The 19,827-nt window shown below is 38.5% G+C and carries 22 protein-coding genes; 21 read left to right on the forward strand and 1 reads right to left on the reverse strand.

From position 1 onward, the window contains the following. The first annotated feature begins 3 nt into the window (after positions 1 to 3). The 8 genes from JFL43_RS18060 (at position 4) to JFL43_RS18095 (ending at position 5,791) form a co-directional block, all read left to right on the forward strand. Entirely contained in the window at positions 4 to 555 is a 552-nt protein-coding gene (locus JFL43_RS18060; RefSeq protein WP_100796722.1) for a ReoY family proteolytic degradation factor, read from the forward strand. 48 nt (positions 556 to 603) lie between these two features. Then, a complete protein-coding gene (locus JFL43_RS18065) occupies positions 604 to 1,053 on the forward strand; it encodes a YpiF family protein (protein ID WP_200750114.1) in 450 nt (149 codons plus the stop codon). 155 nt (positions 1,054 to 1,208) lie between these two features. After that, a complete protein-coding gene (locus tag JFL43_RS18070) occupies positions 1,209 to 1,712 on the forward strand; it encodes a QcrA and Rieske domain-containing protein (RefSeq protein WP_200750115.1) in 504 nt (167 codons plus the stop codon). 21 nt (positions 1,713 to 1,733) lie between these two features. Then, positions 1,734 to 2,408 (forward strand): menaquinol-cytochrome c reductase cytochrome b subunit, encoded by a 675-nt coding sequence (gene qcrB / locus JFL43_RS18075; RefSeq protein WP_100796725.1) that lies wholly within the window; start codon positions 1,734 to 1,736, stop codon positions 2,406 to 2,408. A 41-nt stretch (positions 2,409 to 2,449) separates the two neighbouring features. After that, positions 2,450 to 3,223 carry a menaquinol-cytochrome c reductase cytochrome b/c subunit gene (locus tag JFL43_RS18080; protein ID WP_200750116.1) on the forward strand — a complete coding sequence of 258 codons (774 nt, stop codon included), beginning with the start codon at positions 2,450 to 2,452 and terminating at the stop codon, positions 3,221 to 3,223. Between the two features lie 178 nt (positions 3,224 to 3,401). Next, a complete protein-coding gene (gene lhaT, locus JFL43_RS18085; protein WP_200750117.1) occupies positions 3,402 to 4,004 on the forward strand; it encodes a lipoprotein heptaprenylglyceryl N-acetyltransferase LhaT in 603 nt (200 codons plus the stop codon). A gap of 35 nt (positions 4,005 to 4,039) precedes the next feature. After that, positions 4,040 to 4,735: a zinc metallopeptidase gene (locus JFL43_RS18090; protein ID WP_234447878.1), complete on the forward strand. Its 696-nt coding sequence runs from the start codon at positions 4,040 to 4,042 to the stop codon at positions 4,733 to 4,735. Between the two features lie 285 nt (positions 4,736 to 5,020). Next, positions 5,021 to 5,791: a C40 family peptidase gene (locus tag JFL43_RS18095; RefSeq protein WP_100796729.1), complete on the forward strand. Its 771-nt coding sequence runs from the start codon at positions 5,021 to 5,023 to the stop codon at positions 5,789 to 5,791. Positions 5,792 to 6,014: 223 nt separating this feature from the next. On the opposite strand, the gene JFL43_RS18100 is transcribed toward JFL43_RS18095, so the two are convergent. Next, positions 6,015 to 6,881, reverse strand: coding sequence for a YitT family protein (locus JFL43_RS18100; protein ID WP_200750118.1), 867 nt, complete (start codon positions 6,879 to 6,881; stop codon positions 6,015 to 6,017). Between the two features lie 246 nt (positions 6,882 to 7,127). Here JFL43_RS18100 and JFL43_RS18105 point away from each other — a divergent pair, with 246 nt between their 5' ends. The 13 genes from JFL43_RS18105 (at position 7,128) to JFL43_RS18165 (ending at position 19,811) form a co-directional block, all read left to right on the forward strand. Then, the gene (locus JFL43_RS18105) at positions 7,128 to 7,466 is read left to right on the forward strand and encodes a nucleotide pyrophosphohydrolase (RefSeq protein WP_100796731.1); all 339 of its coding nucleotides are present in this window, start codon (positions 7,128 to 7,130) and stop codon (positions 7,464 to 7,466) included. Next, entirely contained in the window at positions 7,463 to 8,260 is a 798-nt protein-coding gene (dapB, locus tag JFL43_RS18110; RefSeq protein WP_100796732.1) for a 4-hydroxy-tetrahydrodipicolinate reductase, read from the forward strand. Before JFL43_RS18105 ends, dapB begins: the two co-directional genes overlap by 4 nt. Positions 8,261 to 8,276: 16 nt before the next feature. Further along, the gene (mgsA, locus tag JFL43_RS18115; RefSeq protein ID WP_200750119.1) at positions 8,277 to 8,681 is read left to right on the forward strand and encodes a methylglyoxal synthase; all 405 of its coding nucleotides are present in this window, start codon (positions 8,277 to 8,279) and stop codon (positions 8,679 to 8,681) included. A 623-nt stretch (positions 8,682 to 9,304) separates the two neighbouring features. Then, positions 9,305 to 10,438: an N-acetyl-alpha-D-glucosaminyl L-malate synthase BshA gene (gene bshA / locus JFL43_RS18120; protein ID WP_200750120.1), complete on the forward strand. Its 1,134-nt coding sequence runs from the start codon at positions 9,305 to 9,307 to the stop codon at positions 10,436 to 10,438. Next, on the forward strand, positions 10,435 to 11,631 hold the full coding sequence (locus tag JFL43_RS18125) for a CCA tRNA nucleotidyltransferase (RefSeq protein ID WP_200750121.1): 1,197 nt from the start codon (positions 10,435 to 10,437) through the stop codon (positions 11,629 to 11,631). Before bshA ends, JFL43_RS18125 begins: the two co-directional genes overlap by 4 nt. Then, the gene (locus JFL43_RS18130) at positions 11,609 to 12,592 is read left to right on the forward strand and encodes a biotin--[acetyl-CoA-carboxylase] ligase (protein ID WP_200750122.1); all 984 of its coding nucleotides are present in this window, start codon (positions 11,609 to 11,611) and stop codon (positions 12,590 to 12,592) included. The genes JFL43_RS18125 and JFL43_RS18130 overlap by 23 nt, the downstream gene beginning before the upstream one ends. Before the next feature lie 224 nt (positions 12,593 to 12,816). After that, entirely contained in the window at positions 12,817 to 13,656 is an 840-nt protein-coding gene (panB, locus tag JFL43_RS18135; protein ID WP_200750123.1) for a 3-methyl-2-oxobutanoate hydroxymethyltransferase, read from the forward strand. Beyond that, complete coding sequence (panC, locus tag JFL43_RS18140; protein ID WP_200750124.1) at positions 13,653 to 14,504, forward strand: pantoate--beta-alanine ligase; 852 nt, start codon at positions 13,653 to 13,655, stop codon at positions 14,502 to 14,504. The genes panB and panC overlap by 4 nt, the downstream gene beginning before the upstream one ends. A gap of 3 nt (positions 14,505 to 14,507) precedes the next feature. Beyond that, positions 14,508 to 14,891: an aspartate 1-decarboxylase gene (gene panD / locus JFL43_RS18145; RefSeq protein ID WP_100798176.1), complete on the forward strand. Its 384-nt coding sequence runs from the start codon at positions 14,508 to 14,510 to the stop codon at positions 14,889 to 14,891. Between the two features lie 251 nt (positions 14,892 to 15,142). Next, positions 15,143 to 17,932 (forward strand): ATP-dependent DNA helicase DinG, encoded by a 2,790-nt coding sequence (dinG, locus tag JFL43_RS18150; protein WP_200750125.1) that lies wholly within the window; start codon positions 15,143 to 15,145, stop codon positions 17,930 to 17,932. A 16-nt stretch (positions 17,933 to 17,948) separates the two neighbouring features. Next, complete coding sequence (locus JFL43_RS18155; protein ID WP_200750126.1) at positions 17,949 to 18,107, forward strand: hypothetical protein; 159 nt, start codon at positions 17,949 to 17,951, stop codon at positions 18,105 to 18,107. A 9-nt stretch (positions 18,108 to 18,116) separates the two neighbouring features. Further along, a complete protein-coding gene (locus JFL43_RS18160) occupies positions 18,117 to 18,599 on the forward strand; it encodes a cell wall elongation regulator TseB-like domain-containing protein (RefSeq protein WP_100796804.1) in 483 nt (160 codons plus the stop codon). A gap of 18 nt (positions 18,600 to 18,617) precedes the next feature. Beyond that, positions 18,618 to 19,811, forward strand: coding sequence for a pyridoxal phosphate-dependent aminotransferase (locus JFL43_RS18165; RefSeq protein ID WP_200750127.1), 1,194 nt, complete (start codon positions 18,618 to 18,620; stop codon positions 19,809 to 19,811). Positions 19,812 to 19,827 lie beyond the last annotated feature (16 nt).

Here is a 19,827-nt window from a genome sequence, read left to right on the forward strand (position 1 = left end):
GGTATGACCGCTTCCGTTTCTGTGATGGATAAAAAGGTTTTCGTTCATTGGTTTTTAAAACGTTATCAATTAAAGCGACGTGAATGTGTATGGATTTTAAATTATTTACTCGGCCATGATGAACTGCTGGAGCATGTACATTTTGTTGAGGAAGCACATTATTGCCCACGAGCAATGGTCATGTCAACGACTGAATCATCTGGTATTCCATTTCGCTTTTACAAAGGGAATATTATGACTGCAGATGCAGAGAAATCATTCCATGACTTGAGAATGCATCCAGATGAAGAAATGTTTATCCAACTTAATTTCCCTAAACTGCCACCTAGTAGCGAATACTTAGCGGTTCTAGAAGAGAACCCTCATATGCCTAAGTATTTGCATATTAGTGAAAAGGACCGCATGCTAGCTGAGGAAATATTGAATGATAGCATGAAGTCATTTAGGGAAGAAACGATTTTAAAGCAAATTGATGAAGCGTTAGACAATAATGACAAAGAAAAGTTTTATGAATTATCCGCATTACTAAATGTCTTAAAAAATGTGAATGAATAGAAAAAACTTCATCGCTTAGATGAAGTTTTTTCTCGGGAGGAAATAAAAATGTTTTGGATTGGCAAAGATGTAGATGTATTTTTAACACAAAAAGAATTTATTGACACCGCAATTGTCCCACTAGCTGTGATGGATGGTTCACCGATAGGTATGAAGCAAAGCGCTTCAGCTGCAGAGTTTTTAATGTCGTTAACGGCATTTGTGGAACAGCAATTTAAAGGACGCATTATGGTAACACCACCATTTACGTACACAAATAGCATGCCGAAAAAAAACTTTATTGAGGCAATTGATGATGAATTAAAGTCAGCGGGTTTTAAATACATCTTCTATATGACATCAGATCATAGTTGGACAAGCGAAACGCCTGAGTTAACGGTTCTATGGTTACCATCTATACCACTTGGAGATATGGATCAATCAGTCAAACAATCTGTGTTAAGTGACCAACTTCGACAAGTTGTACCAATGTTATCCGCTAAATGGGCAGGTCAGTAGTTTTCTTTCATGAAATGTTCACAAATCATGACAAAAGTGTCGAATGCGTTATTGACCTTCCATTTTGATTGATATATCATAGATATGTCCTAGTAATACTATTTTGTATAAGTTTGTCCGTTGGACTGACCTTTAAAGTTAGAGGGGGGAAAAGGATGAGTAACAATCGTGTAACAAGACGTCAATTTCTTAACTACACATTAACAGGTGTTGGTGGCTTTATGGCTGCTGGTATGTTAATGCCGATGGTCCGCTTTGCGGTTGACCCGGTATTACAGAAAAAAGAAGGCGGAGATTTTATATTAACTAAACAAAAAATCTCTGAGTTAACAGAAGTTCCTGTTAAAGTTGACTTCACTTTTGAACAAGTTGACGCTTGGTACAAATCTAATGTTACAAATACAGCGTGGGTTTATAAAGAAGGCGAAGAAGTTATCGCTCTTTCACCTGTATGTAAACATTTAGGATGTACTGTAAACTGGGAAGGTGACCCAGAACACAAAAACCAATTCTTCTGCCCGTGTCACGCTGGCCGCTACGAGAAAAATGGTGACAACATCAAAGGTACACCACCACTTGGTCCGTTAGATGAGTTCGAAGTGAAAGAAAAAGACGGTCTATTAATGATCGGGAACACAAGAGCAAATACTTTAGTTTAATTGTAAGGGGGTACGACATCAGTGCTAAATAAAATCTATGATTGGGTCGATGAACGCTTAGATATCACACCAATTTGGCGCGATATAGCCGACCATGAAGTGCCAGAGCACGTTAACCCTGCACATCATTTTTCTGCATTCGTATATTGCTTCGGAGGCTTAACGTTCTTCGTAACAGTTATTCAAATCCTTTCAGGTATGTTCTTAACAATGTACTATGTTCCGGATATTGAAAATGCATGGAAATCTGTTTACTACCTTCAAAATGAAGTAGCATTCGGTGAGATTGTGCGTGGTATGCATCACTGGGGAGCTTCACTCGTAATTGTCATGATGTTCCTTCATACATTACGTGTATTTTTCACAGGTTCATACAAAAAACCTCGTGAACTAAACTGGATTGTTGGGGTACTAATTTTCGCAGTAATGTTAGGCCTTGGCTTTACAGGTTACCTACTTCCATGGGATATGAAAGCATTATTCGCTACGAAAGTAGGTATTGAAATCGCTGCTTCAGTACCATTTATTGGAGAATCGATTAAAGTATTACTTGCCGGAGATAGTACTATCGTCGGTGCACAAACATTAACAAGATTCTTTGCGATTCATGTATTCTTCTTACCAGCTGCTTTGCTTGGGTTGCTTGCAGCACACTTTGTAATGATTCGCAGACAAGGTATTTCAGGTCCATTGTAGTTTTACAATGAACTTGAAGAATTACTAAAGGAGGGGACACAATGCATCGCGGAAAAGGAATGAAATTCGTAGGAGATTCTCGTGTGCCTTATAAAGCAAACAGAACAAAAACTCCGCCAGACTATTCCGAATATCCGGGGAAAACAGAACCATTCTGGCCAGACTTTTTACTGAAAGAATGGATGGTTGGTGCTGTATTTCTTATTGGTTATCTAATCTTGACTGTCGCTCACCCGTCTCCACTTGAGGCACAGGCAGATCCGTCAAAAGTTGCAGGTTATATACCAATGCCGGACTGGTATTTCTTATTCTTATACCAATTATTAAAATATGAATACGCTTCAGGTCCATATAACATTATTGGAGCTATGGTAATACCGGGGATTGCTTTCGGTGCACTACTATTAGCGCCATTCTTAGATAGAGGACCAGAACGTCGCCCGATGAAACGCCCACTTCCAGTAGCGTTCATGTTATTAGCACTTGCTTCTATGATTTTCTTAACTTGGGAATCAGTAGTTAACCATGACTGGGAAGCAGCTGCAAAACAAGGTGCGATTGTTAAAACAGTCGAATTCGATAAAGAATCTGATGGCTATAAAGTTTATGCTGGCCAATCTTGTATTAACTGTCATGGTGAAAACCTTGAGGGTGGTGTAGCTAAAACATTGATGAACACTGGTTTATCGGCTGATGAAGTAGCTGACATTGCTCATAACGGTACTGAGGGTGGTATGCCTCCAGGTCAATTTGACGGTTCGGATGAAGATCTTCAAAAACTTGCTGAGTTTATTGCAAGCTTAAAAGCTGAATAATACTTACTTAATTAAAAGAGTCAGGAAACTGGCTCTTTTTTTATTATATCTATAGGCTGAATGAAATCCATTTGAATATAGAGGAACTTAACCTATACTAATGATATGCAAGTGAATGATACAATTTTACTTGCCAATACTAAAGAATACATATTTCATTAAAAAAAGGAGTATTGATATGCCTTCAACTATCTCGAAATGTTGGGTCATTCTTATACATCGATCGTTTTTATGGCTTTTATTAATTATTAATGTGATCGGTACAATTTTGGGGTATATTTGGTACGGTTGGCAATTAGAGATAACTAAGCCAATATTTCTTATCTTTGTACCTGATAGTCCTACCGCAACTCTGTTCTTCTGTATAGTAATTGTCGGTTGGTTGCTAGGACGTCATTGGAAAATAATTGAGGCACTCGCTTTAATAACGCTCGTCAAATATGGCTTATGGGCTGTGGTCATGAATATATGGGCGTTAGTTGAAACTGGTTCCATCGGTTGGATGGGTTGGATGCTTGTCTTTTCGCACTTTATGATGGCGGTTCAAGCTGTTCTTTATTTACCAGCCTATCGTTTTAAGTTTATTCATGTTTGGATTGCGGCAATTTGGACTTTGCATAATGATGTGATTGATTATGTTTTTGGGCAAATGCCAATTTACAGTATGTTGTCTAATTATGTTCAATCAATTGGTTATTTTACATTTTGGTTGTCTATATGTTGTATTTCACTGGCGTTTTGGACTGCGAAAAAAAGCTTTTCATTTGCGGAAAGATCATAGACACCGTAAAATAATAGTAAGCTAGTATTAGGAGGATGGTTAGTTTGTCAATAGCGATGTATATCATATATTTTATCGTGTTATTATTAATGCCGATTTACGCTCAAATGAAAGTAAAAAGAACGTATAAACGGTACTCGCAAGTTCGTTCAACTTCTGGTATGACAGGTGCGGAAGTTGCAAGATTAATTTTAGATCAAAATGGATTAAGCAATGTTCGAGTAGTGGAGCAAGAAGGATTCTTAACTGATCACTACAATCCTGCGACAAAAACAGTTGCTTTATCAACACATAACTATCATGAAGCATCTGTAGCAGGAACAGCTGTAGCAGCCCATGAATGCGGACATGCGATTCAACATAAAGAAGCTTATTCATTCTTAACAATGCGTTCTAAATTAGTACCTGTAGCAAATATTTCTTCAAATGCATCATGGATTTTCATTATGATTGGTTTAATTGCTACAAGTTCAAACCTACTATTAGTAGGGATTGTGTTACTTGCAGCTGGTGTAGTATTCCAATTAGTTACTTTACCAGTAGAGTTTAATGCCTCAAACCGTGCCATGAATCAAATTGTTGAACACGGCATTATTCGCAATGAAGAAGAACGAGATGCAAAAAAAGTTTTAAATGCGGCAGCTCTAACTTATGTTGCAGCGGCAGCAACTGCTGTTATGGAATTAGTACGTTTAGTGTTAATCTATACGGGTATGAATGGCGAAGACTAATATTAACTGTACTACTACAAAATGGAAGACCCTTGAACTGTTAAAACAGTCAAGGGTCTTTTTTGGTATAAAAACGATAATTTTTATAGTAAAAATATCATAAAATCAAAATATTGTTATAAACCAACCCTTTATTGTAGTCAAACTGTAATACTTCTGTAATTGAAATAGCGTTGTTTATTACAAATAATTTCTGTAAAGTTAGTGTTGTAGAAAGAACAGCATATGAATTTACTAAAATAATCGACTTTAAATAGTTTGAAAAATATTGGAGAGTATATATCGATGAAAAAGAAAAATCTATTTACAGCAATTACAGCAGGTACATTAGCTTTAACGATTTCATTCACAGGACTGACAGCGGGTCAACAAAATACAGCTTCAGCCGAATCCCTAACATCTACTAATGAAGTACATAAATCAACTGCTATTACAACAGTAGCTAGTTCGACAGCTACTAAAATTAGCGGCAAATATAAAACAACAGCAGCATTAAATATGCGTAAGAGTGCAAGTACTAAATCAAAAGTGATTTTAACAGCAAAAAAAGGTGCTATCGTAAAAGCTACTTATAAGAAAAAAGTAAGTGGTACAACATGGTATAAAGTTACTTATAACGGAAAAACAGGCTGGATGACATCAGCTTATTTAAAAAAATATAAAAAAGTAAGCAAAGTTTCAAATAGTGCAACTGGATCAGCTATTATAAATGCGGGCCGAAAATATTTAGGCGTTCCTTACGTATGGGGTGGTACAACACCTTCAGGGTTCGACTGTAGTGGTTTCACTCAATATACTTATAATCAAGCAGGTATGGGTTCAATTCCTCGTAATAGCCGCGCACAACGTGAAGCAGCTTCGTACACAAGTAATCCTCAAGTAGGTGATTTAATATTCTTCTCTGAAAATCCAGGTGGAAGTTATATTACACATGTAGGTTTATATGCAGGTAATGGACAAGTCCTTCATGCTGCAGGTAACCAAGTTCAATACCAAAGTATTTCAAGCGGTAGTTACTGGGGTGCACGTATCATGAGCTATGGTACTTTCAGATAATATATAATTTAAAGCCCTCAACAGTGGAGAAAATCCGTTGCTGAGGGCTTTTTTAAATCCCAATAAATTCTAAAGCTGCAGGTTGCTAATTGGTGATTTATTGGTACTTATTATCGTTTAATTCAGGTGAATTACAAAATAGGATACTGATGGTTTTTATCGACATTTCTGAGGGTATAAAAATAGCAGATAGATTAGCTCTATCTGCCACTCATTTAATGTATTATTCAATCGGTTGTTTTTTATCGTCTAGTGTAAAACCTTCTCCACTAACATCATGTACTTCTGAAACAGATACAAATGCGTGCGGATCTACCGAATGTACAATGCTTTTTAACCTAAATAGTTCATTTTTTGCAACGACGCAATAAATAATTTCACGGTCTTCTTTTGTGTAATGACCGTAACCTTTTAAGATAGTTACGCCGCGCTCCATTTGTTTAGTAATTCGCACGGCAATTTCATCTTGTTTGCCGGAAATAATAATAGCTCCACGGGCAGCATATGCACCATCTTGTACGAAGTCAATAACACGAGCACTGACAAAGACAGCGACAAGTGTATACATCATTGAGCGTGAATTAAGGAATGTCGCCCATGATAGCATAATAACGACAGCATCGAACATGAACATTGTTTTCCCCATCGGCCAGCCTATAAATTTATTGATGAGACGTGCAATAATATCGACGCCACCCGTTGTACCACCATAGCGGAATATGATACCAAGTCCAGCGCCTAAGAAAATACCTGCAAATAGCGCGACTAAGAACATATCATCCTTCATCCCAATATCAAACTGATAAACTTGGAAGATTTTCATGAATACTGAGACGGAGACAGTTCCAATAACAGTATAAGCAAACATTTTGCGCCCAAGTATTTTCCAGCCTAGTATAAACATTGGTATATTCAGTAGTAAGTTCATCAAAGCTGGATCCCATTTGAGAACGAAGTACAGAATTAACGTTATCCCTGTAAAGCCACCTTCTCCTAGCTCGTTTTGGACGGTAAAGTGTATAAATCCAAAACTGAAGATGGCTGCACCGAGAATGATAAACAGTACATTTTTTAATTTAATATTTGGCATCAATTTTTCACCTCTTTATTGGATAGTGGAGCGTATAATAGAAAGGACTGTATGAAAAAAAGAATATGTATCAAATTCGTAAGTAATTTGATTTACAATAGAGATGCGAGCATGGAAGTCGCTCTCAGTTGGTCACCAACTAAGCTGTTTTAAAAAGTCTTTTACAAAAATATATTATCATGTATTTTAGACATTTTGACAACATCTAGTATTATTGATTACGATGAGTATAGGAGAGTGATACATATGAGTAAAGAAGTAACAATGCAACAAATGCAGAAACAAGTGGACGATTATATCGGACAGTTTAAAGAAGGTTATTTTCCCCCGTTTGAATTATTAGCAAGATTGACGGAAGAACTTGGTGAATTATCCCGAGAAGTGCAAAATGTCTATGGCATGAAAAAGAAAAAGCCAACAGAAGCTGCTAAATCCCTTGAAGAAGAATTTGGAGATTTCTTATTTGTCCTTATATGTTTTGCAAATGCAGAGAATATTAATATGGCTGAAGCTCTACAAAGAGTTTTACATAAATTTGAAACACGTGACAAAGATCGTTGGACTAGAAAGGAAGAGAAAGAATGACAATTCGTGTTGCAATCGCTGGACCACGAGGTAAAATGGGGTCCGAAGCTGTACATACAGTGATGAAGAACGACAATATGGAATTAGTAGCTGTACTTGATCATAGAGAAATCGCAGACTCATTAGAGGATTATGCAGAGTTCCCTAACAATTATTGTATACCCGTTTATACAGATTTAGAATCTTTATTTAAAACAGAGAGACCGGATGTCTTTGTTGATTTAACAACACCTGAAACTGTGTACAAGCATACGAAAGAAGCGTTACTTAATGGGGTACGACCAGTTATTGGTACGACAGGTTTTACAGATGAACAACTAGAAGAGCTTACAGAGCTATCTACAGAATTGAAACTGGGAACGATAATTGCACCGAATTTTGCAATTGGTGCAATATTAATGATGAAATTTTCACAAATGGCTGCCGCTTACTTACCGGATGTTGAAATTATTGAGATGCATCACGATAGAAAGTTGGATGCTCCTTCAGGTACAGCAAATAAAACGGCCCAACTAATTCAAGAAAATAGACGGGGCCATAAGCAAGGACATCCCGATGAAGTAGAAACGATTGAAGGCGCTAGAGGCGCTGATATTGATGGCATGCGTATACATAGCGTACGCCTTCCTGGACTTGTAGCACATCAACAAGTACTCTTTGGAGGAGAAGGTCAACTACTCACATTGCGCCATGATTCATTCAGCCGCAGTTCATTTATGTCGGGCGTGAAATTTTCAATTGAAAAAGTAATGGAGTTAGATGATTTAGTATACGGCTTAGAAAATATTTTATAAGAATGGAATGAGTGCCATGAAAATAGCTCTAATTGCCCATGATAGAAAAAAGGATAATTTAATACAATTCGTAATAGCATATCATGCCATTTTAGCTCAACATGAATTATATGCTACAGGAACGACAGGGCAACGTGTAATTGATGAAACGGGCTTATCTGTTACACGATTCCGTTCGGGTCCTCTTGGCGGCGATCAGCAAATTGGTGCAATGATTGCCAATAATGATATGGATATGATTATCTTCTTCCGAGATCCATTAACAGCGCAACCACATGAACCAGACGTTTCAGCATTAATCCGTCTATGTGACGTCTACCAAATCCCTTTAGCGACAAATATGGGAACTGCCGAAGTACTATTAAAAGGCCTACAAAAAGGCTACATCGACTGGCGTTTAATAGAAGGACGTAGAAACTAAATGCTGAAGGCGCTCGTTCAGCTGCGACAAGCGTTGGAGTTCTCGAATCAAAGTCATCATTTCAGACTTTGACCGAGAGAACGGAAACGACCTCGAGCAGCTAGCGCCTGAAGCTGGATATCCTACTAAATGCTGAAGGCGCTCGTTCAGCTGCGACAAGCGTTGGAGTTCTCGAATCAAAGTCATCATTTCAGACTTTGACCGAGAGACCGGAAACGACCTCGAGCAGCGAGCGCCTGAAGCTGGATCTCCTACTAAATGCTGACGGCGCTCGTTCAGCTGCGACTAGCGTTGGAGTTCTCGAATCAAAGTCATCATTACAGACGTTGACCGAGAGAACGGAAACGCCCTCGAGCAGCTAGCGCCTGAAGCTGGATATCCTACTAAATGCTGAAGGCGCTCGTTCAGCTGCGACAAGCGTTGTATAAAGGAACACAGTCTAAGACCGCCACATCCTGTGGCAACGACTGCGTGATCCGCATCGTGCGGGCCTGAATCAAAGTCATCTTTTTAGACTTTGACCGAGAGAACGGAAACGACCTCGAGGGATAGATGTCCTGATTAATTCCCCAAACCCTAATGCAACTGCAAAAATATATACAAGCAAGAAAGGAAGTGATCGGGTGCGTAAACTAAAAATTGGTATAACTTGTTATCCGACCGTTGGAGGCTCAGGCGTAATCGCTACAGAGCTTGGTAAAATGCTGGCGGAAAAAGGGCATGAAATTCATTTCATCACTTCTAGTATGCCATTTCGCTTAAATAAAATTTACCCAACAATTTTTTATCATGAAGTAGAAGTGAATAATTACTCCGTATTTCAACATTCTCCGTATGATATCGCGTTAGCGAGTAAAATGGCAGATGTTATTAAAAATGAGCAGCTTGATGTTTTACATGTTCACTATGCAATTCCACATGCTATTTGTGCGGTGTTAGGTCGAGATATGGCTGGAGAGGATGTCGGAATTGTCACAACGCTTCACGGTACGGATATTACTGTGTTAGGCTATGATTCTTCATTAACAGGTGCCATTCGCTATGGCATTGAAAAATCTGATATAGTGACAACTGTTTCCGATTCATTGAAGTGTCAAACATATGAACTGATCGAAACAAATAAATCAATCGAAACAATTTATAATTTCGTCGACGAAAGGGAATATACACCAAAAGATGGCACGCAATTAAAGCGTGATTTTGGTGTTTCAGAAGATGAGCGAGTGCTTATTCACGTGTCGAACTTTAGGAAGGTAAAACATATTCCAGACATTATTAAAACATTCATGAAAGTAAGAGAGCAGATGCCTGCAAAATTGTTGCTTGTTGGAGATGGTCCTGAAAAACATCGTATTATGGAAGAAGTGAAAAAATGTCCATATGTGAATGATGTTTTATTTTTAGGCAAACAAGATAATCTATCTGAGCTTTATGCGATGAGTGATATTAAACTACTCATGTCTGAAAAAGAGGCATTTGGACTTGTTTTATTAGAAGCGATGGCATGCGGAGTACCTGGTATTGGTACGAAAGTGGGCGGTATTCCAGAAGTAATTGAACATGGTCTCAATGGTTATTTAGTTGAGTTAGGTGATACAGATCAGGCAGCGGCGTATGCGATTGGTTTATTGCAAGATGAAAAAAAATTACAAGCCTTCCGAGAGGCTGCTATTTATAGAGCAACTCATTGCTTCCACTCGTCGAAAATTGTGGAGCAATATGAGGCTCTATATGAGAAGGTGGCACGTAAAAAATGAAATTAGATGTGAATTGGCAAGCGGCTTTTAACATCATACATAGTCTTGAAAAAGCGGGCTATGAAGCGGTCATTGTTGGTGGCGCAGTACGAGATTATTTACGAGGGCATCTAGCGAATGATGTCGATATCGCAACGAGTGCTTTACCTGAAGAGGTGAAGACGGTTTTTTCACGCACAGCAGATGTCGGAATCGCTCACGGTACTGTGTTAGTCATTCATCCGCTCAGTCCTGTTGAAGTGACGACATATCGTACGGAAGGCAGTTATGCGGATCATCGTCGACCTGATGACGTGCAGTTTGTACGTTCCCTAGAAGAGGATTTAAAGCGCCGTGATTTCACGATTAATGCGATGGCAATGCGGGCGTCAAAAGAAATAGTCGATTTATACGGTGGACAAAGTGATTTAAAAGCACAATTGATCCGGGCAGTTGGAAATGCTAGTGACCGCTTCGCAGAGGACGCTCTTCGTATGCTTCGTGCTATCCGTTTTAGTGCTCAGCTTGGATTTGCTATTGAAGAAGAGACTTTCAAAGCCATTCGTAAGCAAGCAGCAGATCTAAGCTATATTGCTAAGGAACGTATAAAAGCAGAATTCGATAAAATATGGACGAGTGCAAATGCCAAAGAAGCGATTTACTATGTAAATGACACGCAGCTTGTAGACTATTTACCTGTGGAGTTTTCGGGAAATGCAAACGCTTGGAGCAATTTTGAAAGTCGTGGCAATCCAATGAATGGTTGGGCATTTTTAATTTTATTACAACGAGATGAAAATGCACTGCAACTCTTGAAAGCATTTAATTGTTCGAACAAAGAAAAAGTCTACGTTCAGCAAGTATTACAAGCGTATAAAAGACGGATAACACCCGGTTGGACTGCTCGAGATTATTTTGAATTTGACTTACCTGTCTTAGAAATCGCGAATGATTTTGCGGAAAAATTAAATCGTAATATTGGTAATTTAAATAGTTCTGAAATCCCACACAAGAAGAAATTACTAACCATTCAATCTCGTACAGAAATCGCTGTAAATGGTCGTGATTTGATGGAGTGGAGTGGTAAAAAAAGTGGCCCGTGGTTAAAAGTAGTAATCGATAAAATGGTCGATGAAATACTATCAAATAAGCTTGTCAATGAACGACAACATATAAAGGAATGGTTTAGTCATGAAAGCAACATTGAAAAATGAAATTATCAAGCGCTTAGTTGAGGCTGATGGCAAACCGATTTCTGGTCAACAACTTGCTGATGAATTTGGTATCTCTAGAACTGCGATTTGGAAGCATATGAAGCAGTTGCAAGAAAAAGGATATGATTTTGAAACGGTGAAGAAAAGAGGCTATATTTTAACAGCAACTCCTGATACAGTCGATGACGCGAAAATTACAGTGGCTCTTGAAACAGAAAAATTCGGCCACCGGATTATTTACGAAGAGTCAATGACCTCTACGCAAACGATTGCCCATAATCAAGCGCAGGACGGAGCCTCTGAAGGTACCATTGTAATCTGCGAGGAGCAAACAGCTGGTCGAGGTCGTATGATGCGTGAATGGAAGTCGACAAAGGGCAAAGGAATTTGGATGAGTGTTATTTTCCGTCCAGAGATTCCTCCTTATGAAGCACCTCAATTTACGCTAGTGGCAGCAGTAGCACTGACTAAAGCAATAGATGATGTAACAGGTGTGCGCCCAGAAATTAAATGGCCTAATGATTTACTGATTCAAGGTAAGAAGTGTACAGGGATTTTAACTGAACTACAAGCAGACCCTGACCGTGTCAATGCTATCATTATGGGGATCGGCATAAATGTCAACCATGAACAAGCTGATTTCGATGAAGAAATCAAAGATATCGCAACATCACTAAAAATTGTTAGTGGAAAGCATATTGACCGCGCAGCACTTGTTGCGAGGATTCTTTATTACTTAGAAATTTACAGTGCACAATATGTTAAAGAAGGCTTTGAGCCGATTAAATCGGAATGGGAAAGTTATTCTTGCACAATTGGCAGTCGTATTCGAGCTACAACTTTACAAGATGTGTTCATCGGTAAAGCAATCGGTATTACAAAAGACGGTGTACTGGAACTACAATTAGATGACGGTACGATTAAAGGCATCTATTCAGCTGATATTACACTCGAAAAATAATGATTGGAATGTATCGTAAAACTTGCTATAGTGGAGGCACAGGACAGTATCAATTTATTTGAACTGTACCTTGCAACAAAAACTATAACTAAAAAGATCTGCCTTGATCTAGTAATAGACAGGGACGGAAGAAAACGATGCATTTCATTGAAAACGCAACCCTTCTGTCCATTTTTAGACAGAGGGGTTTTTCTGTTTTCTTCCTGCAAAAAGGAGGAAGAGTTTTGAAAACTACGATTGAATTTTTGAAAATGAAAGAGCAAAAAGACAAAATTGTCATGCTTACCGCTTATGATTTTCCTTCAGCAAAATTAGCTGAAGAAGAAGGTGTTGATATGATTCTAGTCGGTGATTCACTTGGCATGGTAGTGCTCGGCTATGATTCAACGGTGCCTGTGACAGTTGCAGATATGGTCCATCATGCAAAAGCTGTAAAACGGGGAGCAAAAGACACATTTATCGTTGTTGATATGCCGTTTGGTTCTTACCATGGTAATCTTGATCGAACTTTGCAAACTGCAATTGAAATGTTCCAACAAACGGGTGCAAGCGCATTAAAAGTTGAAGGGGCAGATGACGTTGTAAATGTTATTTCCTCGCTAGTGAGTACGGGAATTCCAGTTATAGCTCATTTAGGCTTACTTCCACAATCTGCAGCAGTTCTTGGTGGCTACAAAGTGCAAGGGAAAACGGCTGATGCAGCAGAAAAATTAATACAAGATGCATTAAAAGTTGAAGCTGCAGGCGCATGCGCTGTTGTGATCGAATGTATTCCCTATCAACTTGCAGCAGAAATAACAAAGGTACTAAAAATTCCAGTGATCGGTATCGGAGCAGGAGCAGACGTCGATGGGCAAGTGCTTGTCTATCATGATGTACTTGCGTATGGCACGCATCATGTGCCAAAATTCGTTGAAACTTTTGCACCTGCAGGAGAATTAATGCGTAGTGGGATTGAAAGCTATACAAATGCAGTGAAAAATGGTTCATTCCCAAAGCCAGAGCATCGCTTCACGATGGCAGATCATCAGCTAGAGCAGCTATACGGAGGCATTAAAAAATGAAAATCATTACAACTATTGAACAATTAACAGTACACATTACAGCGATAAAAAAAGCTAACAAATCAATCGGTCTTGTACCTACAATGGGTTATTTACATGAAGGGCATATGGCGCTTGCAACAGCTGCGCGTGAAGAAAATGACATCGTTATCATGAGCCTTTTCGTCAATCCAGCACAGTTTGGACCGAATGAAGACTATGAAAGATATCCGAGAGATTTAGAGCGTGATGCGAAGATTGCAGAAAAAGTTGGAGTGGATTTTTTATTTGCACCTACTGTAGAAGAAATGTACCCAACAAATGGTGGCATTCAAATTATTGCGGGCCCACAGTCCAAGATTCTTTGTGGTGCTACAAGACCGGGACATTTCGACGGTGTTTTAAAGATTGTGACAAAGTTATTCCATTTAACGTTACCAACCCAGGCTTATTTCGGTCAAAAGGATGCGCAACAGCTAGCAATTATCGAAACACTTGTACGTGATTATAATTTTCCGTTAGCCATTCGCAGCGTGCCAATCGTGCGTGAAGAAGATGGTCTTGCTAAAAGTTCACGTAACGTATTTTTAACAGAACAACAGCGTTTACAAGCACCGGTTATTCAACAAGCGTTAGATTTAGCTAAAAGACATTATTTGAAAAATGGCGACATCTTGTGGGCGACAAAACTTGCAACAGAGCATATTGAATACAATGCAACTGGCAAAATGGATTATTTACAAATGCTTAGTTACCCAGATCTTACTGAAGTGACAGAGCAAACTGACAAAGTATTGCTTGCAGCAGCTGTTTACTTTGGCAAAACTCGACTAATTGATAATATTATTTTTCAAAGAAAAGGGGAATAAATGATGCTAAGAATGATGATGAATGCGAAAATCCATCGTGCAGTTGTGACGCAAGCGGATTTAAATTACGTAGGAAGTATTACAATTGACGAGAATTTACTCGATGCAGTCGGAATGTTACCAAATGAAAAAGTGCATATCGTTGATAATAATAATGGCGCACGTTTTGAAACGTATATTATTGCCGGGAAGCGTGGAAGCGGTGTTATTTGCGTAAACGGAGCAGCTGCTCGCCTCGTACAAAGAGGAGATGTCGTTATCATTATGTCCTATGCCTATGTTGATCACGAAGAAGCAAAAAACCATAAACCAACTGTAGCGATTATGCAAGAAGGTAATACAATCAAGGAACTCATCCAGTACGAGCCGGAAGCAACAGTTATGTAATTGTGTGAAGCATCCGTCATGTCGGGTGCTTTTTTAGTGATTTAGGGCATGAATATACTGCTAAATAAAAATTGAACGAATTCGCGAAACATTCAATGGATTTACTGTTACAATCATCTCCGATTGCGCAACAAAAAAACTGCTTACAACAACAATACCGAAAATCTCTATTTTTGCACATCCACTTCAGCTATTCTGTTCAAAATGTGATAGAATTTTGAATATAAATCGATCGGAAAGTTGTGAAGAAAATGATGGACAGTCAAACATATGCAATCGTAGATATAGAAACTACAGGTCACTCTTCTCAAAACGGAGACCGCATCATTCAAATAGCGATTGTTTTGATGAAAGATTGGGAAGTTCAATCAACTTACACCACTTTCATTCACCCAGGGAAGAAAATCCCTCGTTTTATTCAAGACTTAACGAATATTACAGACTTTGATGTCAAAGATGCAAAGCCATTTGAAGCGCATGCTGAAGAAATTTATAACATTTTACAAGATTGTGTATTTGTCGCACATAATACCGATTTTGATTTGCCGTTTTTGCAAGCTGAATTGAAAAGGGCAGGTTTACCAAAATGGTTTGGTAAACAGATGGATACAGTTGAATTATCGAAAATTTTATTCCCAACGGCCTTTAGCTATAAGCTCCAGGATATCGCAATGGAATTGAATATTTCATTGAAACATGCACATCGCGCAGACGATGATGCCAATGCAACAGCACTTTTATTGAAACGCGGTTGGAAAGAACTCTTAACACTACCACTTTCAACAATTGAGCAATTGCATCAACGCTCATTCCGCTTAAAATCAGACCTATCGCAATTATTTTTTGATGCAATCCAGTTAAAAAGAGCGGCATCAAAGCAATCTGACAGCCACTTTTACTACAAAAATTTAGCTTTAAGAGGAGTAGTTATCGAAACTCCAGCAGAAGTAAAGCTGACATATCCACAAGCAGATGCTGAAAAGGAATTGCTATTTAGTCGTGCTTTTAAAGATTTCGAAGTACGTTCCGATCAATTTAAAATGATGGACCAAGTTTGGCAAGCCTTGAAAACGAAACAAGAAGTATTAACAGAAGCATCCACTGGAATTGGCAAGACGCTTGCATACTTAATTCCAGCGATAATTTATGTTAAACAAACAAATGGAAAAGTAGCGATTAGCTCATATACATCGCATTTACTAGACCAACTTCTAGCGGAAGAACTGCCAAAAGCAGAAGCGATTTTACAAACAACAGTCAATGTTGCCATATTAAAAGGAATGGAACATTATATCGATGTGGACCGTTTTGTGGAACTTTTTGTCGTAGACGATGTGTCCTATGACGAAGCATTTACAATGATGCAGCTACTCGTGTGGCTTGCAAATACGACTACAGGTGATTTAAATGAAATTACATTATCTGGTGGCGGACAGTTATTAGTAGATAAAATTCGTCGCTCATCTACAACAGCTGTTTCTCGTGGTAAAAATTACTTTGATTTTTATGAATATGCCATTAAAAAAAGTAAAGCAGCCGATCTCATTATTACAAACCATGCAATGCTGCTATCTGATTTGACACGTATTGAACCAGTACTTGCTTCTGTTAACGGTTGGATTTTAGATGAAGCACATCAATTTATTCAAGCAGCCACATTAAGGGATGAAAAAGTTCTCTCTTATACGCAATGGAAATACATTTTTGGGCAACTTGGGACAGTAGATGAACATCAGTTAATCCACGACTATTTCAAACTGATGACTGATAGTGAGAAAATTCCAATTAGGCAGTTATCGAAGCTTGAAACGAAATATTGCGAAATGGTGCAAATATTTGACGCAGCAATTCATCAAATCATCAATCAATTAAATATTCAAAAGTCAGGTTCACGGCATAATAAACGTACATTTCCTTTAAATTCACTAACCACTCAGCAACCTTTATATGAAAAAGTGAGTCATGTTATTGGAGAATGGGTGCAATTTGCCAAGGAACTAAGTGATACTTTTTTGCAATACCCAGACGATTTATCACCTTGGCAACAAACGATATTGTCAGATTGGCATTATTGGTTACGCGAATTAACAATTAAAGTGGCGGAATGGGACGCCATTTTCTTAACATTTGATAAAGATTGCTCAGCTTGGATTGAGTTAGATTTAAGGAGTATTCCTGGTAGCTTACATGTTTATAAAAGACCAATTCGTGTAGAACAATCAGTTACAGCTGTTTTAGATCGCTTCCGAACACAAGCAGGAATCATCTGGGCATCCGGTACATTAACAGTGCCGAATAATCAACGTTTTATCGCGGATCAATTAGGACTCCAAAGTTCAGTACCGTTATTCCAATTCCAAGCACCACATTCTTACTATGACGGTGCAAGCCTTTATATAGTGGAAGATATGCCTGAAATTCAACAAGTCTCACAAACTGAGTATGTAGAAGCAGTGGCAGATGCTATTATTCAAACAGTACTTGTTACGGAAGGGCGTTGCTTCGTATTATTTACGTCGCAAGATATGCTCAGAAAAACGGTTGAGTTAATCCAAGAAACGGAAGCGCTAAGTGATTATATGCTCTTTGCGCAGGGTATGTCTTCAGGAAGCCGTATGCGATTACTGAAGCTTTTCCAAAAATTTAATCATTCCGTGCTCTTTGGTACGAACAGCTTTTGGGAAGGGGTAGATGTACCAGGTGATGCATTGTCTGCGGTCATTGTTGTACGTTTACCATTCTCTGCACCGGAAGAACCTATTTTCCGAGCAAGAGCGGAAGTGTTAACCGAGCAAGGTTTGAATTCGTTTTATAAATTAGCACTTCCTGAAGCCATCTTGCGATTTAAGCAAGGCTTTGGTCGTTTAATCCGTTCTTCACAAGATAAGGGTGTATTTATCGTCCTGGATCGTCGTATTGAAACAAAATCATATGGGAAGGAATTTATACATTCTCTTCCAGCAATTCCAGTCAAAAAAGTATCCCTTCAACATATGGTCTTAGAATTAGAACATTGGTATAATAATAAAGTATGGGGATAGAAAGCAGGTCGATCATATGGAAAGTAAAATTGAAGTACGATCCACTATTAAGAGATGTTTTCAGCCGAGCTTCAGTCAACTTGAAAATGCGTCAAAGCCAGTAATTCCTTTGTTTGGTTTAGCGCATTTAAAAGTAGGCAAAATGAAGCCTATCTTCACGATAAATGAAACGTAAGGTGATATAATGAAAAATTGGATCAAGTTCTTTACGATATTTTTGTTAATCCTGTCGTTATCAATTGTCGTTATAGTTGCTTGGAAATCGTATTCACCGTTTTACAGCTCGGAGAAAGCCGCGAAGGAAGCTGTACTTGATACAGAGAAGCTAGCGACTGTCACCGATACATATGTGTATAACGGCAAGAATCCGTTTGTTACGGTAATTGGAACAGATCAGGCAGGAAAGAAAAAAGCTGTGTTTGTTCCAAAAGATGATAGTAAGGCAAAACTAGTAGACGTTTTAATGGAGGATGGCATTTCAGAGAAAGAAGCACTTTCGGTTGTATCCAAAAAGGATGACGTGAAAGAAATTCTGCATACAAAATTGGGTATAGAAGAGCCCGGCGTCGTTTGGGAAATTACGTATCTTAATAAAGAGGATAAGTTAAACTACGTTTATATTCTGTTCGAAAACGGACAGTGGTGGAAGCGTATATTGAACTTGTAAAAAAAGGGGAAGATTAACTTGAAACAACATTTAGCAGATCGTGTAAAAACATTAACACCTTCTACAACTTTAGCGATTACAGCGAAAGCAAAAGAGTTGAAGGAACAAGGAATTGACGTTATTGGATTAGGAGCTGGCGAGCCCGATTTTAACACGCCACAAAACATTTTAGATGCAGCTGCGGAATCTATGATGCAAGGCTTCACAAAATATACACCTGCTGGTGGTCTACCAGCATTAAAACAAGCCATTATTGCTAAATTAGAAAAAGACAACAATCTTACTTATGCACCAAACGAAGTAATGGTAGGTGTAGGTGCGAAACATGTGCTTTATACATTGTTCCAAGTGTTGTTGAACCCTGGTGACGAAGTAATCATTCCAATTCCTTATTGGGTAAGTTATCCAGAACAAGTGAAATTGGCTGGCGGTGTACCCGTGCATTTAGAAGCTACAGCAGAACAAAACTATAAAGTAACTGCTGAACAACTTCGAGGTGCTATCACTGATAAAACACGTGCACTTATTTTAAACTCACCAAGTAACCCTACTGGTATGGTTTATACGAAAGAAGAATTAGCTTCCATCGCTGCAGTATGTGAAGAAGCAGATATTCTAATCGTGTCAGACGAAATTTATGAAAAACTTGTATATAATGGAGTAAAACATTTCTCAATTGCACAACTATCAGAGTCCGTAAAAGCACGTACGATGGTTATTAATGGAGTAGCAAAATCTCACTCTATGACAGGTTGGCGTATTGGATATGCAGCAGGAAATGCTGAAATCATTAAAGCCATGACTGACTTAGCTAGTCACTCGACTTCAAATGCGACAACTACAGCACAATATGCTGCGATCGAAGCTTACAATGGTCCACAAGATACAGTTGAAGAGATGCGCCAAGCATTTGAATCACGTTTAACAGAAATCTATCCAAAATTAAATGCAATTCCTGGCTTCCACGTATTGAAACCAGAAGGGGCATTCTACCTATTACCAGATGTAACAGAAGCAGCAGCTAAAACAGGCTATGACTCTGTAGATGCATTTGCAAAAGCATTATTAGAAGAAGCTAACGTTGCAGTCATTCCTGGCTCTGGCTTTGGTGCAGAAAAAACAGTTCGACTTTCATATGCGACTTCACTTGAAGCATTAGAAGCAGCTGTTAAACGCATCGATACTTTTGTACAATCTAAATGGCAAGACTAATACTCTAATAATAACA

Origin of the sequence: Viridibacillus soli, from assembly GCF_016612995.1 — a bacterium.
Taxonomy (GTDB): domain Bacteria; phylum Bacillota; class Bacilli; order Bacillales_A; family Planococcaceae; genus Viridibacillus; species Viridibacillus soli.

Excerpts from the sequence above, each read along its gene's own strand:
- JFL43_RS18060 (WP_100796722.1), top strand. The coding sequence starts at position 4 with ATGACCGCTTCCGTTTCTGTGATGGATAAAAAGGTTTTCGTTCATTGG.
- JFL43_RS18065 (WP_200750114.1), top strand. The coding sequence starts at position 604 with ATGTTTTGGATTGGCAAAGATGTAGATGTATTTTTAACACAAAAAGAA.
- JFL43_RS18070 (WP_200750115.1), top strand. The coding sequence starts at position 1,209 with ATGAGTAACAATCGTGTAACAAGACGTCAATTTCTTAACTACACATTA.
- JFL43_RS18080 (WP_200750116.1), top strand. The coding sequence starts at position 2,450 with ATGCATCGCGGAAAAGGAATGAAATTCGTAGGAGATTCTCGTGTGCCT.
- lhaT (WP_200750117.1), top strand. The coding sequence starts at position 3,402 with ATGCCTTCAACTATCTCGAAATGTTGGGTCATTCTTATACATCGATCG.
- JFL43_RS18090 (WP_234447878.1), top strand. The coding sequence starts at position 4,040 with ATGGTTAGTTTGTCAATAGCGATGTATATCATATATTTTATCGTGTTA.
- JFL43_RS18095 (WP_100796729.1), top strand. The coding sequence starts at position 5,021 with ATGAAAAAGAAAAATCTATTTACAGCAATTACAGCAGGTACATTAGCT.
- JFL43_RS18100 (WP_200750118.1), bottom strand. The coding sequence starts at position 6,881 with ATGCCAAATATTAAATTAAAAAATGTACTGTTTATCATTCTCGGTGCA.
- JFL43_RS18105 (WP_100796731.1), top strand. The coding sequence starts at position 7,128 with ATGAGTAAAGAAGTAACAATGCAACAAATGCAGAAACAAGTGGACGAT.
- dapB (WP_100796732.1), top strand. The coding sequence starts at position 7,463 with ATGACAATTCGTGTTGCAATCGCTGGACCACGAGGTAAAATGGGGTCC.
- mgsA (WP_200750119.1), top strand. The coding sequence starts at position 8,277 with ATGAAAATAGCTCTAATTGCCCATGATAGAAAAAAGGATAATTTAATA.
- JFL43_RS18125 (WP_200750121.1), top strand. The coding sequence starts at position 10,435 with ATGAAATTAGATGTGAATTGGCAAGCGGCTTTTAACATCATACATAGT.
- JFL43_RS18130 (WP_200750122.1), top strand. The coding sequence starts at position 11,609 with ATGAAAGCAACATTGAAAAATGAAATTATCAAGCGCTTAGTTGAGGCT.
- panC (WP_200750124.1), top strand. The coding sequence starts at position 13,653 with ATGAAAATCATTACAACTATTGAACAATTAACAGTACACATTACAGCG.
- panD (WP_100798176.1), top strand. The coding sequence starts at position 14,508 with ATGCTAAGAATGATGATGAATGCGAAAATCCATCGTGCAGTTGTGACG.
- dinG (WP_200750125.1), top strand. The coding sequence starts at position 15,143 with ATGATGGACAGTCAAACATATGCAATCGTAGATATAGAAACTACAGGT.
- JFL43_RS18155 (WP_200750126.1), top strand. The coding sequence starts at position 17,949 with ATGGAAAGTAAAATTGAAGTACGATCCACTATTAAGAGATGTTTTCAG.
- JFL43_RS18160 (WP_100796804.1), top strand. The coding sequence starts at position 18,117 with ATGAAAAATTGGATCAAGTTCTTTACGATATTTTTGTTAATCCTGTCG.